Source organism: Flavobacterium sp. HJ-32-4 (genome assembly GCF_022532105.1).
In the GTDB taxonomy this organism is placed as follows: Bacteria; Bacteroidota; Bacteroidia; order Flavobacteriales; family Flavobacteriaceae; genus Flavobacterium.
In genome coordinates, this window is sequence record NZ_CP092832.1 from 1 (window position 1) to 14,622 (window position 14,622).

Genomic DNA, 14,622 nt, shown 5'->3' on the forward strand with positions numbered 1-14,622 from the left:
ATGGAGAAAACTGCTCAATCGGTATGGGAAAACTGTCTTCTTTTCATAAAGGACAATATCCAGGAACAGGCCTACAAAACCTGGTTCGAGCCCATCAAATCGGTTGAGCTGACTGACAATGCATTATACATCCAGGTTCCGAGCAAATTCTTTTACGAATGGCTGGAGGAACACTATGTAAAATTGCTCAAGGTCGCGCTTACCAAAGAACTCGGGAAAAGCGCGAAGTTACTCTATAAAATCAAGATGGAAAACACCTACGGCAACAAACAGCCCTTCACCGAGCAGTTGCCGTCGGCCCACCGTCCACCCGTTAAAGCCCAGGAGGTCGATGCCCCGTTCCGTAACCTCAACCCAGAGGTCAAGAACCCTTTCGTCATCCCAGGCATCCGAAACCTGAAAATCGAATCGCAACTCAACGCCAATTACAGCTTTGAGAACTTCCTCGAAGGCGACTCAAATCGATTGGCGCGTTCCGCCGGTATGGCCGTCGCTAACAAACCGGGCGGCACCTCTTTCAACCCACTGCTGATCTTCGGCGGTGTCGGACTCGGAAAGACGCACCTCGCGCACGCGATCGGCGTCGAAATCAAAGACAAATACCCGGAGAAGACCGTCCTCTACATTTCAGCGGAAGTCTTCACCCAGCAATACATCGATTCGGTTAAGAAAAACAACCGTAACGATTTCATCCACTTTTACCAGCTTATCGACGTCCTGATCATCGATGACGTACAATTCCTGTCGGGCAAAACCGGCACACAGGATGTGTTTTTCCACATCTTCAACTACCTGCACCAGAATGGCAAACAGGTCATCCTGACGTCTGACAAAGCACCCGTCGACATGCAGGACATCGAACAACGCCTGCTGTCGCGTTTCAAATGGGGACTCTCCGCCGAGTTGCACCAACCCGACTATGAGACCCGGATTTCCATCCTGAAGAACATCCTCTACCGTGACGGCGTCGACATGCCCGATGAAATCGTCGAATATGTAGCACGCAACATCAAAACCAACGTGCGCGAACTCGAAGGAGCCATTATCTCCCTCATCGCGCAATCGTCGTTCAATAAAAAGGAAGTCACGCTCGACCTCGCCAAAACGGTGGTCGAAAAGTTTGTCAAGAACGTCAAACGCGAGATTTCAATCGAGTATATCCAGAAGGTCGTATCCGACTACTTCCAACTCGATATCGACACCTTGCAGTCGAAAACCCGCAAGCGCCACGTCGTGCAGGCACGCCAACTCGCCATGTTCTTCGCCAAGAAGTTCACCAAAGCGTCACTCGCCAACATCGGATCGCAAATCGGTGACCGCGACCACGCGACAGTGCTGCACGCCTGTAAAACGGTCGATAACCTCGTCTCTACCGACAAACAATTCAAGAAGTTTGTCGATGACATCCACAAGAAACTGTCGCTCTAATGCCCACCAGGATCTTAATGGTCTGTCTCGGTAATATCTGTCGGTCTCCGCTGGCAGAAGGTATTCTCGCATCCAAGTTACCCCGCGACGAATTCAAAGTCGACTCCGCCGGAACCGGAAGCTACCACGTAGGAAGCCAACCCGACAAACGCTCGATCAATATCGCCCAACAACGCGGACTCGACATCTCGGCCCAACGCGCGCGACAATTCACCGTGGATGATTTCCACCGCTACGACCACATTTTCGTAATGGACCAAAGCAACCTCCGCGATGTGCTGCGCCTGGCCCCGAACGACGAAATGAAACAGAAAGTACGGCTCATTCTCGATGCTATCTTTCCGGGCGAGAACGTGGATGTGCCCGATCCGTATTTCGGACTCGACAACGGCTTCGCGACCGTTTACGATATGCTCGACGAAGCATGTGACGTGATCGCGCAACGACTCCAATCCGGGTCCTGATGAAACCGACCGGACACCTTTACCTCATCCCTACCCTCCTCGGCGACACCCCGCCCGACGATGTGCTGCCCCACACCGTGCGCCGTTCCGTCGAAACCATCGACACCTACATCGTTGAAAACGAGAAGACCGCCCGAAAGTTCATCAAGTCACTGGTACCCGATAAACCACAGCCTTCGCTTCGGTTGTCGACCCTGAACAAACATACCGCCGCCACCGAACACCGCGAAATGCTCGCGCCATGCAGAGAGGGTATCCACGTCGGACTCATGAGCGAAGCGGGCTGCCCCGGGGTAGCTGATCCCGGCGCCGACATCGTCCGGATTGCCCACGAAACGGGTATTAAAGTAGTGCCGCTCGTAGGCCCCTCCTCCCTTCTCATGGCCATCATGGCCTCCGGAATGAACGGTCAGCGGTTCGCCTTCAACGGCTACCTGCCCATCGACAAAGCCGAAAAGAAAGCCGCCCTGCGCCAACTCGAACGCTTGTCGGCCGAAAGAGACCAATCGCAACTCTTCATCGAAACGCCGTACCGCAACAATAAAATGCTCGAAGATATACTCGAAGCCATCCAGCCCTCGACCTACCTTTGCATCGCAGCCGACATCACCCTTCCTACCGAGTACATCCGCACACTCCGCGCCTCCGAATGGCGCCGCGAAAAAGTCGACCTCAACAAACGACCGGCGATCTTCATCCTCCATAAAATGTAAAAACCCGCCCGAAAAGGCAGGTTTTATAGTGTTTGGGCGCGTCCCAACGCGGGACGTACGTCGTTTCGTCAAATGATAAACAGCGTTGGGTCGGGCTTTCCGCTACAAGTCCTCGCGTTACCGATTGCCATCGGCACCGCTGTGGGCTTTCCGCTGCAATCCCTCGCGCGGATCCCCGCAGGGAAACTTATCGGATCACCGGATTTTCCTGGGGCACGATGTGCGAGGTATCGTAACCACCATATCGTTTCAGATAACTCCTTAGTGACGTTCCAAATCCGTCAACAATCCGGCGCTTGCCGTTTGAGCGCAGGTATTTCTTAACTGCTCCCGCACCTACAAGGTGCGCCGCCGCCAACATGCCCGATTCCGTAATGCGAACACCTCCGACAATCTTGCCTTCATAGGCCATGATCTCGTCGCGAAGCAGCCATTTGTTCTTGGCACACAAAGCCGAAAAAGCTTTCTCCTGCAACACCGGATCTTTCAGGAACGAACTCCGGTCGGTAATCCCAATCGACTGCAAAGCGCTCGTACCGAACTGGTATTTGCCCATGAAGCCGTAGCGGTTCACCAGCTTATACTGACCCTGCGATTCCTTATAGGCCAGACTCTCCTTATACCCCACGAACGTACGTCCGGTGGCCAGAAGTGTCGAATTGGAAAGTGGATAATCAGATTGGTCTTCCGACGGGAAATTGCCGCCTAAGCGGTCGCCATCGGTAAAGTAAAACCAGGAAAGGTCGCCCCTGTCGAGAGGCTTAAATCCAGACGCGATGAACGCGACAATGAGGGTAAGGCTTGCGTAATAAATCCATTTCTTCAGCATACTTTGGTTTTCTCCAGGTCTGTCACCCCATGGAATTACTGCGGGGGCAAAGATACAACTATTTCTGAAAACCTGTATACCAGCGAGTTAAGGGAATCCTAAAAATACACCCAATGCCAGTAAGCCCCTTGCGAGCCCTTTATTTCCAAGGCCGGAGCCGGAACCTTAAGCGTGTTGAACAACGAAAAAAGCGTCTTAAGTGTATGCGAACGGGTCGGTATCCGGGTCAAATCGACATCGAGACTTAGGTAAAATTGCCGCATTCGCTGCTTATCCGGAAAAAAGACGGTATTCACCAATCGGTCTTCTCCCGTAATCATCCCCGTCGCGCCATATCCTACCGCCACATTCAGCCAGGCAGGCAGCGCCTCGATCTTCGTAAACGACTTCAGGTTCAAGGATAACCAATAGGTTTGCCCGTTGTAGTCTTTTAGCACCTGCTCTGGCAACGTACTACCCAAGGCATCGGGTCGCGCCCCAGCATAGACTGTTGTATGGAACGAAAACTTCGGGACGATGCGTTGCTCCTTCCACATCAATTCCTGCGACACATAAAGGGCCGTGCCAGCAGCATTCGCCACCACGTCACCCCATGAAGCACCCCATTTGGCCGAGTAGCCATCCATTACCTCAACGGCGGAAAGAAATACAAAACCCAGGGTCGCGCCATAGAGCAACTGGCTTTTCCGGCTCGCCCCACTCCATTGCAACACATCCGAACCGATACGCCCCAAATGGTAGGCTGAGAACACGTGTCCGGCCTTATCCATCTGCAGCCACTCTGCATTATCGTCTATAAAGTGAAAATCCGATCGCGGGTAGTCGGCATACCACACCTGGTTCAGGGCCGCCAAGGTCGCAGCGGCACCCACGGCCTCGGTAATGACAACCGTATTCCGTCGGCCGCTATCGAGACTATCGGCGGGTGTAAGAAACCGCTCGACGGTTCCCTGTCCGAAAAATGGCAACGCCCATAAAGCAATGAGCCATCGACCCCATTTTCCCATTACCGCTTGATGCCCTGGCTATTGATCCAGGCTACGTATTTCCGGCGGTTGACCTCGTGTTGGGCGGGTGTCACCGCAAATTCATGGTACCCAAAACGCTCGACGGAGGCACAGAAATAGAGGTAGTTGTGCTTCTCCGGATGCAATACCGCTTCGATAGCCGAAATGTCGGGCATGGCGATAGGCCCTGGCGGCAACCCGCCGTACATATACATATTATAGGGTGAATCAACGGCCAGATCTTTGTTTAACACCCGTTTGATCACCTGGGCAAAATCCCCTGATTTGCGTTTTACAGCATAGATGACCGTAGGATCCGCCTCGAGTTTCATCCCGATTTTCAGTCGGTTCAGGTAAACACCCGCTACACGAGGCCTTTCGTCCGACTTCACCGTTTCCTTATGTACGATGGCAGCCAAAGCCGATACCTGCAATGGCGTCAGATTCTGCGCCTCGGCAGCCGCCTTGCGGTCGGGCGTCCAGAATTTCTGATACTCCGACAACATGCGGTCGCGGAAGGTGACGGCATCGGTGTTCCAGAAAATCTCATACGAATTGGGCACGAACATACTCAACACATTATCAGGCGTAAACCCGTTCGTATCCAAAAAGGCCGGATCGGTAAACGCCGTCATTAGCGAGGTGCTGTCTGCTTCAATCTGGCCCGCGATGCGTCCGGCAAGGTCTTCGAGCCGCTCCTGGTTGTTGAATGCCAGATGCAGCGGTTTGTTTTGACGGAGCGCCACGACGATTTCGTTGTTGTTCATCCCTTTCGTCAGCAGGAAACGACCGGGTTTGACGTTCCGGTCATATTTCTTAAGCTCGGCTACCGAACGGAATTTATCGAGGTTGTCTACATAAGGTGTCAGCAATTTCACGACGCTTTCAAAATTGCTGCCAGTCGGGATTTCGACGTATAGCTCTTTTTCGTCGAACTTCGTATTGGACGTAAAAATCCGGACATAAAATATACCGGCCACAACGAGCAGCGCCAACAAGAGCACGCCGCCACCGATCAGTAGTTTCTTTTTCATTGGGTATGAATCAATTGGTAAAGTGCCTCATCGCGGTACCGTCCGTTGCGGAGGTTCCACTCGCGCTTCAGGCCGCAGGAGGCGAAGCCAAAAGTAGTAAAAAGCCGAATGCTCGCTTCGTTTTCCGGATCGATATTTGCGTAAAGCTGGTGCAGATGCAGGGTACGGAATGCATAATCGACCAATAACCCAAGCGCTTCCGTCCCGATTCCTTTTCCGCGTCCAGTCGCATCGCTAATCAAAATCCCGACGCCGGCCCGACGGTGCTGCGGATCGAAATCGAACAAATCGATAAGACCGAGCGGTCGTTGTGTCGCTACCTCTTCTATTAAAAGCCGTAGTTGTTTCGCTTCATAAATATCCTGGTGGGCGTTCTCGAGGTACTGCCGGATCAGGAAACGGCTGTAAGGTGTTTGGGTATGGCTGGCTTCCCAGATAGCCGTGTCGTTTTCGACCCGGTAGATGTAGTCAAGGTCTTCAGGCTCCAACGCCCGCAAATGGCAATGCGATCCGGTTAGCATCAGATGTCAATTTGGCCCGAGAATACGAACTTCGCCGGACCGATCAGAAATACATCCTTAAACCCCTTCCCTTCCGGGCGGAATGAAACTTCCAATTGCCCGCCTTCCACCTCAAGCCCCACGCGGTGTGCCGTCGTCTGGCCCGTAGCGTACATGGCAAGTGCCACAGCTGTCGCCCCGGTGCCACATGACAGGGTTTCGTCTTCCACACCCCGCTCGTAGGTGCGGACGGCAAAACGTCCGTCGCCCAAAGCGGCTACAAAGTTGACGTTGCTGCCTTTGGCGCCGTACAGGTCCGAATAGCGGATCGCGGCCCCTTTCGATTTCACATCCAGGTGACGGAGATCGTCGACCATTTCGACATGATGGGGCGAGCCCGTGTCAAGAAATACGTAGTCTTTATTCACTGAAACATCCGCCACATCCTTCATCTGCAGTGACACGATACCGTCGCTGGATCGCCGGGCGTGATGCGGGCCATCCGTCGCGATGAAATAGGCCGTGTCGGTGATGAGTCCGAGTTGTGCGGCGAACGCCACCAGGCAACGTCCTCCGTTTCCGCACATACTGCTTTCGTTTCCATCGGAGTTGTAATATACCATACGGAAATCCGCAGCACCCATTCCTTCCAGCAGGATCAAGCCATCCGCCCCAATTCCGAAACGCCGGTCACACAGTCGGGCGACCGTTGCGACGTCGTCTTTTGGGAAAAAACCCGACCGGTTGTCGATCATGACAAAGTCGTTGCCGGTGCCCTGGTATTTATGGAATTCAATCAGCATAGGAAGGTGGAATCTACCGACAAATTTAATGAAAAGTTAATCCTTGTTAACCACGCGTTAAGTAGCGTTGCGAGAAATCCAAAACTTTATAATTTTAGCTGCGTTTTTAACCCATAACTTATGAAAAGAGTATCTGATTTGTTTTTGGTCGCTCTTTTGAGCGGCGGCGTCACGCTCGGCGCTTATAAACTGCTTTTTGAAAACGGGAACGACCGGAAATCGATCGTGACCACAGCTACTGAAAGCCCGTATCGAGCGGTAGGCCTTTCATCGGAAGCCGTTGATTTTACGGATGCGGCTGACAAGGCGGTTCATACCGTCGTACACGTGAAGAACGTGTCGTATCGCACGGTCACCAACCCGATTATGGAATTCTTCTACGGCTATGGCGGTAACCAGACACAGGAGCAGGTCGGCACCGGCTCGGGTGTTATCATCTCGGAGGACGGCTACATCGTGACGAACAACCACGTCGTGAAGGACGCATCCGACTTGGAGATCACGCTGAATAACAAGAAAGTATACAAAGCGAAACTCATCGGCACCGATTCCAAAATGGATATCGCCCTGTTGAAAATCGACGCCGATGAAAAACTGCCGTATGCGGTGTTTGCCGATTCGGATAACGTGAAAGTGGGCGAATGGGTGCTGGCGGTCGGAAACCCGTACAACCTGAATTCGACCGTGACGGCGGGGATCATCTCGGCAAAAGCCCGTAATCTCGACACCAATGGCATCCAGTCGTTCATCCAGACGGATGCAGCGGTCAACCCGGGCAACAGCGGTGGTGCACTGGTAAATACACACGGCGAACTGATTGGCATTAACACCATGATTTCGTCGATGACGGGTTCATATATCGGTTATTCGTTTGCCGTGCCCTCCAACATCGCCCGTAAGATTATCGAAGACCTGATGGAGTACGGCAATGTCCAACGCGGCGTATTGGGCGTAAACGGTGCTGAAGTCAATGGCCCGTTCTCGAAAGAATACAAACTGAATGTCAGCGAGGGCTTCTACATCGGAAGTGTCGAGAAAAATTCGGGTGCTGAAAAAGCAGGATTGAAAGAAGGGGATGTCATCACGAAAATCGACAACCGCGCCATTACGTCGTTTGCTGACCTTTCGGGTTACATTAACACCAAACGTCCGGATGATAAAGTACAGGTGACCTTCGTCCGCGGAAGCGACACCAAGACCGTGACCGTTGCCCTGACGAAAAACGAGTTCATCAGCAAGCAGTATAAAGGCATCGAATTCGAGAACATCACCGCCACCGATAAAAAGCGTTTCAACATCGGCTATGGCGTGAAGATCACGGATGTTACCAACGCCCGACTGGCCCCGTATGCGCAGGACCTTAAGGGTGGTGTCATCCTACGGATCAACAATACGAAGATCATGGACGTCGAAACCGCTACGAAAATGCTATCAGGCGTCGACGACAATGAAAGCGTGCAAATTGAAATGTTAACGGCAAACGGACAGGTGGTACGTTTTATTCTCTAAATACCTCCTCTCTCCAAAAACAAACCGGCTCGAAAGGGCCGGTTTTTATTTGCAGAAATCGCAACGATAAAAGAATTTTATTGATAAATAAATTTTACGAAAACGTTTGAAATCGATAATTTTGCCGCAAATTGACAACACGGCAACATTATGAGCAACACTTCCGTTTACGAAAGGGAACTTTCCTTACAGGCTGACCGGCGCAGGGCTGGCGTCGAACTCATCAAACTCATCAGCGACGCCTGGTATGACAAGGCCATCGAGATGGTGCTTTTCCGCAACCAGCTAATCGATCGCAGCGTGGGCGACATCATCAACCTGCACGAATATGCCGGTGAATTCGTCGGAAAGCCACTTTCTGTTTTTGACACGGTAGAAATCGCCAAGGCCATTTACGCACTTGACCTGGCTCCTTCCCGACTCGATATCGGTAAATTGACGTATGAGTTCCGTATGGACGAAGACCGCTACAGCAATCCGATGGCGTTCATCATCGACCGCCTTCGTGATTCGAAACAAGGCGGTGACATACAGCCAAAAGACGTGGTGTTGTATGGCTTTGGCCGTATCGGACGGTTGTTGGCGCGCGAACTCATGTCGAAAATGGGGAAAGGGACGCAGTTGCGCCTTCGTGCTATCGTGACACGCGACAAAAACGACGCCGTCACGCTTGAAAAACGTGCCTCCTTACTTCGCAACGACTCGATCCACGGGGATTTTGACGGTTCGGTTGTCGCTGACGCTAAAAACAACGCCCTGATCATAAACGGCACGACCGTTCACATCATTACCGCCGACGCGCCGGAGGAAATCGACTATACGAAATACGGCATCCAGGACGCCTTACTGATTGATAACACCGGTGCCTTTACGACAAAAGAAGCGCTCGAACGCCATATGGCCTCACCTGGCATTTCGAAGGTGCTGTTGACGGCTCCCGGAAAAGGCGTTCCGAATATCGTATACGGCGTGAACCACAACGATTACAAGCCAGACGAAACGGACATTTATTCGGCCGCGTCATGCACGACCAACGCCATTACACCCATCCTGAAAGCGGTTGAGGACACGCTTGGGGTGAAGAAAGGCCACCTTGAAACCATCCATGCCTATACCAACGACCAAAACCTGGTCGATAACATGCACAAGAAATACCGTCGCGGACGTGCTGCGGCGCTGAATATGGTCATCACCGAAACGGGGGCCGGTAGCGCGGTGGCGAAAGCGCTTCCTTCCCTAACCGGAAAACTCACCTCAAATGCGATTCGCGTGCCGGTGCCGAACGGCTCCCTGGTCGTACTCAATCTGGAAGTCGGTAAGAAAACCAGTGTAGAAGAAGTGAATTCCATCATCAAGCGCTATGCACTGGAAGGCGAACTGGTCGAGCAAATCAAATACTCGCTTAGCAATGAGCTCGTGTCGTCGGATATCGTGGGCACCTCGGCGCCGTCGATCTTTGACAGCAACGCGACAATCGTATCGGCCGACGGTAAAAACATCGTGCTGTATGTGTGGTACGACAACGAATACGGCTATAGCCACCAGGTAATGCGTTTGGCGAAGTATATCGCGAAGGTGCGTCGATACACGTATTATTAATGGAGAATTGATAATTGACAATTGATAATCCGTTCTTTAGGGGACGGATTTTTTGTTATAGCGGGAAACCTAAAAGTGTAGAGTAAACGTAAAAAGAAAGGGCCGCCCCAACTGGGACAGCCCTTTTTTATTTCAGTATGAGGATTTATGCCTCTCCTGCCTGTGCAATCAGGTTCAGTGCCGAACCGGCTACAAACCAGCCGATTTGGCCCTCATTGTACGTATGGTTCGCGAGGATGATGTCTTTCGAACCATCCTGGTGCACGAACTCAAGTGTCAACGGTTTGCCCGGTGCGAATTCGGTCAGGTCGAGGAAGTTGATGGTGTCATCTTCCTGGATCTTATCGTAATCCGCTTCGTTGGCGAACGTCAGTGCCAGCATACCCTGTTTCTTCAGGTTGGTTTCGTGGATACGGGCGAACGACTTCACCAATACCGCCTTAACCCCAAGGAAACGCGGTTCCATGGCCGCATGCTCACGTGACGATCCTTCTCCATAGTTGTGGTCGCCCACTACAATCGACGGGATACCCTGTGCTTTGTAGGCACGCTGCACCGCCGGTACCGCTTCATATTGACCTGTCAGTTGGTTCTTCACGCTATTCGCCTTTTGGTTGAATGCATTGACGGCACCAATCAGCATGTTGTTCGAGATATTGTCGAGGTGACCGCGGAAACGCAACCACGGCCCTGCCATTGAGATGTGATCGGTAGTACATTTACCAAACGCCTTGATAAGCAGTTTGGCCCCACTGATGTTCTTGCCGTCCCACGCATCGAAGGGCGCCAGCAGTTGAAGACGTTCAGACGTTGGACTAACCGCTACCTGTACCTTCGATCCGTCTTCCGCCGGAGCCTGATAACCTGGATCGTCTACAGCGAAACCACGTGGCGGCAATTCAGCGCCGGTCGGTTCGTCGAGGCGCACTTCTTCGCCATCTTCGTTGATAAGCGTGTCGGTAAGCGGGTTAAAGGAAAGGTCGCCGGCGATGGCCAGGGCTGTCACCAACTCAGGTGAACCTACGAACGCCAGGGTGTTGGGGTTACCGTCGGCACGCTTCGAAAAGTTCCGGTTGAACGAGTGCACAATCGTGTTGCGCTGCTCCTTCTCGGCTCCTTCACGATCCCACATACCGATACACGGTCCGCAGGCATTGGCAAATACCGTTGCGTTGATTTTGTCGAAGATATCGATGAAACCATCGCGTTCGATTGTATAACGCACTTGCTCAGAACCCGGTGTAATGGTGAACTGCGCTTTTGTTTTCAGTTTTTTATCGGCTACCTGCTGCGCCAATGACGCGGCGCGGGCGATGTCTTCGTAGGACGAGTTCGTACACGACCCGATCAGACCCACTTCAATGCGAAGCGGCCAGTCGTTTTTGATCGCTTCCTCTTTCATTTTGGAAATCGGCGTTGCCAAATCCGGTGTGAAAGGGCCGTTCAGGTGCGGCTCTAGTTCCGACAGGTTGATTTCGATTACCTGGTCGAAGTATTGTTCAGGGTTGGCATATACTTCCGGATCGGCTGTGAGGTAAGGCGCGATGGCGTTGGCCGCATCTGCCACATCCGCACGTCCGGTCGAACGCAGGTAGCGGTCCATCGATTCGTCGTACCCGAACGTTGACGTCGTGGCACCGATTTCAGCGCCCATGTTACAAATCGTTCCTTTTCCGGTACATGACATCGCCGTGGCCCCTTCCCCGAAATATTCTACAACGGCACCTGTCCCCCCTTTTACGGTCAGGATACCGGCTACTTTCAGGATGACGTCTTTAGGAGCGGTCCAGCCTGAGAGTTTACCCGTCAGTTTTACCCCGATCAGTTTCGGAAATTTCAGTTCCCACGCCATACCCGACATCACGTCGACAGCGTCAGCACCGCCAACACCGATTGCGATCATCCCGAGTCCGCCGGCGTTTACCGTATGCGAATCCGTACCAATCATCATCCCGCCCGGAAACGCGTAGTTCTCGAGCACGACCTGGTGGATGATACCAGCACCCGGCTTCCAGAAACCGATACCGTATTTATTGGAGATAGAGGAAAGGAAGTCAAATACTTCGTTGCTTTGTTGTTTTGCCACCGCCAAATCGGTCTTGGCATCGACTTTCGCCTGGATCAGGTGGTCGCAGTGTACGGTTGTAGGTACGGCCACTTTCGGTTTTCCGGCGTGCATAAACTGCAACAACGCCATCTGGGCCGTTGCATCCTGGCAGGCCACACGGTCAGGTGCGAAATCAACGTAGTCTTTGCCGCGTGTGAAGGCGGAAGACGGCATTCCGTCCCACAGGTGGTTATACAGGATTTTCTCAGTAAGGGTGAGCGGACGCCCCACGATTTCACGCGCTTTGTTCACGCGATCCGGCATGTTGGCATACACTTTTCGGATCATTTCAATATCAAATGCCATATAACAGAGTAATTGTTTGTTTGGTAGCGCAAATTTACGGATAATCCACCAACGTTGCACTATTTACAATAAATTACCCCTTCCAGACGATAATTAATGTGAAATCCTTAATTTTGATAGGTATTTTTAAATAAACTCCGCCATTATCTGAAATTATTGCCTAATTGTTAATTTCAGGCTCTTTTTTTGTCGATTTCGGAAAGCGCTATCGATAGAGAGGATGTAGAATTGTTCTAAATTAGCCTTTTAGATGAAAAAGCGATTGATTCGGATTATACTGGCGGTAGCCCTTTTGGGGATGCTCGGAGCGGGTATCTGGTATGCCCAACTCACCAATCGCCACAAGGCTATTGTCAAAACGTGGCTGCTGCAGCACACCGGTATTGCAGATGCTTCCTGGAAGACATCAAATGCCAGCGGCCACTACCGGATGGTGTCGCCCACGTTTCTGGTAGACGGCATCTACAAGTCGATGGAAGGACCGAAAGCGTCCAATTACGTGCAATTGACGCCCGACAGTTCCCTGATCTGGATCACGCGATTCGATGTGAAAGCATTCGATGCCGATTCGGGCGAACGCTTGTCGAATGACTTCATCTGCCACACGAATATTGACTTCAATGATGCGGCGTATTTCTCGTCATTCGGACTCAACGACCGGGTCGGACAGCAGTACCCGCGTATGACGTCATTGTCGCACGGGCTCGAGGACTTTGCATTACCCAAAGGGTTTGGTATTCCGATGAAAGGAAATGAATTGCTGTATGTGACCACGGAAACCCTCAACCACAACGATCCCGACATCCGGAAATGGGTACGGCATGAAATCGACATCGATTACACCCGCGAACGATTGAAGCCTTTGATGAGCCGGACAGTTTTCATCCAGCTACCTTATGACAAAGCCGATCCGTTCAAAGGGCCCCTCGATCCGGGTGCGACGCAGTGCCTTCCGGTCGAAACGAAAAACCACAGCTACACTGATCCAAGCGGACAAACGTACTCTGGGCATTGGGTAATTCCGCCGGGAAAACGCATGTACCGTGCTTCGATTGACGATATGCTACGGTTGAAAGACAGTGCACGTCTTCACGCGGCGGCGCTGCACGTGCATCCGTTTGCGACCCACATGACGCTGCGCGATGTGACAACGGGTAAGACCGTATTCGAGAGTACGATCCGCAACCATCGGAACCGAATTGGGATCGACCGTATTGGAGACTACGTTTCAGAAGCCGGCACGATGCTATATGCCAACCACTCGTATGAACTGGTGTTGGAAACCCATAACACTACGGCTGTCAACCAGGATATGATGGGCAGTGCGTTCCTGTTCTTTTACGATGCGGAACTAGATGGGAAAATCAATACAAAGAAGCGATGATCTTTTCGATCGACATGCCCTCTGCATCGGCCTTGTAATTTTTCACCACCCGGTGACGCAGGATGCCGATGGCCACCGCACGCACATCTTCGATATCGGGCGAAAACTTTCCATTAAAGGCCGCGTTTGCTTTGGCAGCGAGTATAAGATTTTGCGATGCGCGAGGCCCGGCGCCCCAATCAACGTAGTTCCGAACGATATCGGTCGCCATTTTGTTGTCGGGACGGGTCTTACTCACCAATGACACGGCATACTCAATCACATTATCCGCCACCGGGATGCGACGGATCAGGTGTTGGAAGTCGATGATTTCCTGGGCCGAAAACAACGGCTGGATGGATTGGCTTTTGTCGGATGTCGTGCTCTTCACTACCTGCACTTCCTCTTCGAAGGTAGGATAATCGAGTTTTATGGAGAACATGAAACGGTCAAGCTGGGCTTCCGGAAGGGGATACGTTCCTTCCTGCTCGATCGGGTTTTGGGTCGCCAATACGAAGTAGGGCAAATCGAGCTTGTAGTTATGTCCGGCGATGGTTACCGCACGTTCCTGCATCGCCTCCAAAAGGGCCGCCTGTGTTTTAGGTGGCGTACGGTTGATCTCATCCGCTAGGATGATGTTGGCAAAAACAGGGCCCTTGATGAATTTAAACTGGCGGTTTTCGTCGAGTATCTCACTACCGAGGATATCTGACGGCATCAGGTCGGGCGTAAACTGTATCCGCTTGAAATCGAGGCCAAGTGCCTGCGAAATCGTGTTGACCATCAGCGTCTTCGCCAATCCGGGCACACCGACCAACAGCGCGTGTCCACCCGAAAAAATACTGGTCAGGATCTGGTCGACGACCTCCTCCTGCCCTACAATGACTTTTGCGATTTCTTTCTTCAGCGCATTGCGCTTGTCTACCAACTGTTGTATAGCCGTAACGTCAGACATGTCGT

Annotated in this window: 13 protein-coding genes; 6 read left to right on the forward strand and 7 right to left on the reverse strand. The window is 52.2% G+C overall.

Annotated features, from left to right (window positions below):
- From dnaA to MKO97_RS00015, 3 genes are read left to right on the forward strand one after another with little or no spacing between them, the layout of a single operon-like run.
- A complete protein-coding gene (gene dnaA / locus MKO97_RS00005; RefSeq protein ID WP_241104024.1) occupies positions 1-1,428 on the forward strand; it encodes a chromosomal replication initiator protein DnaA in 1,428 nt (475 codons plus the stop codon).
- The gene (locus MKO97_RS00010; protein ID WP_241104025.1) at positions 1,428-1,892 is read left to right on the forward strand and encodes a low molecular weight protein-tyrosine-phosphatase; all 465 of its coding nucleotides are present in this window, start codon (positions 1,428-1,430) and stop codon (positions 1,890-1,892) included. The genes dnaA and MKO97_RS00010 overlap by 1 nt, the downstream gene beginning before the upstream one ends.
- Complete coding sequence (locus MKO97_RS00015; RefSeq protein WP_241104026.1) at positions 1,892-2,605, forward strand: SAM-dependent methyltransferase; 714 nt, start codon at positions 1,892-1,894, stop codon at positions 2,603-2,605. The genes MKO97_RS00010 and MKO97_RS00015 overlap by 1 nt, the downstream gene beginning before the upstream one ends.
- 187 nt (positions 2,606-2,792) lie before the next feature.
- Here the strand turns inward: MKO97_RS00015 and MKO97_RS00020 are convergent, their stop codons facing one another.
- The 5 genes from MKO97_RS00020 to dapF all read right to left on the reverse strand — a co-directional run bounded on the left by MKO97_RS00020 (position 2,793) and on the right by dapF (position 6,778).
- Positions 2,793-3,434 carry a peptidoglycan-binding protein LysM gene (locus tag MKO97_RS00020; RefSeq protein ID WP_241104027.1) on the reverse strand — a complete coding sequence of 214 codons (642 nt, stop codon included), beginning with the start codon at positions 3,432-3,434 and terminating at the stop codon, positions 2,793-2,795.
- Between the two features lie 98 nt (positions 3,435-3,532).
- The gene (locus tag MKO97_RS00025) at positions 3,533-4,441 is read right to left on the reverse strand and encodes a DUF2279 domain-containing protein (protein ID WP_241104028.1); all 909 of its coding nucleotides are present in this window, start codon (positions 4,439-4,441) and stop codon (positions 3,533-3,535) included.
- Positions 4,441-5,475, reverse strand: a complete 1,035-nt coding sequence (gene mltG, locus MKO97_RS00030; RefSeq protein WP_241104029.1) for an endolytic transglycosylase MltG — start codon at positions 5,473-5,475, stop codon at positions 4,441-4,443. Before mltG ends, MKO97_RS00025 begins: the two co-directional genes overlap by 1 nt.
- Entirely contained in the window at positions 5,472-5,996 is a 525-nt protein-coding gene (locus tag MKO97_RS00035) for a GNAT family N-acetyltransferase (protein WP_241104030.1), read from the reverse strand. Before MKO97_RS00035 ends, mltG begins: the two co-directional genes overlap by 4 nt.
- Entirely contained in the window at positions 5,996-6,778 is a 783-nt protein-coding gene (gene dapF / locus MKO97_RS00040; RefSeq protein WP_241104031.1) for a diaminopimelate epimerase, read from the reverse strand. The genes MKO97_RS00035 and dapF overlap by 1 nt, the downstream gene beginning before the upstream one ends.
- Positions 6,779-6,898: 120 nt before the next feature.
- On the opposite strand from dapF, the gene MKO97_RS00045 reads away from it, so the two are divergent.
- Together MKO97_RS00045 and MKO97_RS00050 are read left to right on the forward strand one after the other, a co-directional pair.
- The gene (locus MKO97_RS00045) at positions 6,899-8,287 is read left to right on the forward strand and encodes a trypsin-like peptidase domain-containing protein (protein WP_241104032.1); all 1,389 of its coding nucleotides are present in this window, start codon (positions 6,899-6,901) and stop codon (positions 8,285-8,287) included.
- A gap of 150 nt (positions 8,288-8,437) precedes the next feature.
- Positions 8,438-9,886, forward strand: coding sequence for a glyceraldehyde-3-phosphate dehydrogenase (locus tag MKO97_RS00050; RefSeq protein WP_241104033.1), 1,449 nt, complete (start codon positions 8,438-8,440; stop codon positions 9,884-9,886).
- A gap of 145 nt (positions 9,887-10,031) precedes the next feature.
- On the opposite strand, the gene MKO97_RS00055 is transcribed toward MKO97_RS00050, so the two are convergent.
- Positions 10,032-12,299, reverse strand: coding sequence for an aconitate hydratase (locus MKO97_RS00055; protein ID WP_241104034.1), 2,268 nt, complete (start codon positions 12,297-12,299; stop codon positions 10,032-10,034).
- 250 nt (positions 12,300-12,549) lie between these two features.
- On the opposite strand from MKO97_RS00055, the gene MKO97_RS00060 reads away from it, so the two are divergent.
- A complete protein-coding gene (locus tag MKO97_RS00060) occupies positions 12,550-13,683 on the forward strand; it encodes a hypothetical protein (protein WP_241104035.1) in 1,134 nt (377 codons plus the stop codon).
- On the opposite strand, the gene MKO97_RS00065 is transcribed toward MKO97_RS00060, so the two are convergent.
- Positions 13,664-14,617 carry a MoxR family ATPase gene (locus MKO97_RS00065; RefSeq protein WP_241104036.1) on the reverse strand — a complete coding sequence of 318 codons (954 nt, stop codon included), beginning with the start codon at positions 14,615-14,617 and terminating at the stop codon, positions 13,664-13,666. The genes MKO97_RS00060 and MKO97_RS00065 overlap by 20 nt on opposite strands.
- Positions 14,618-14,622: the final 5 nt, after the last annotated feature.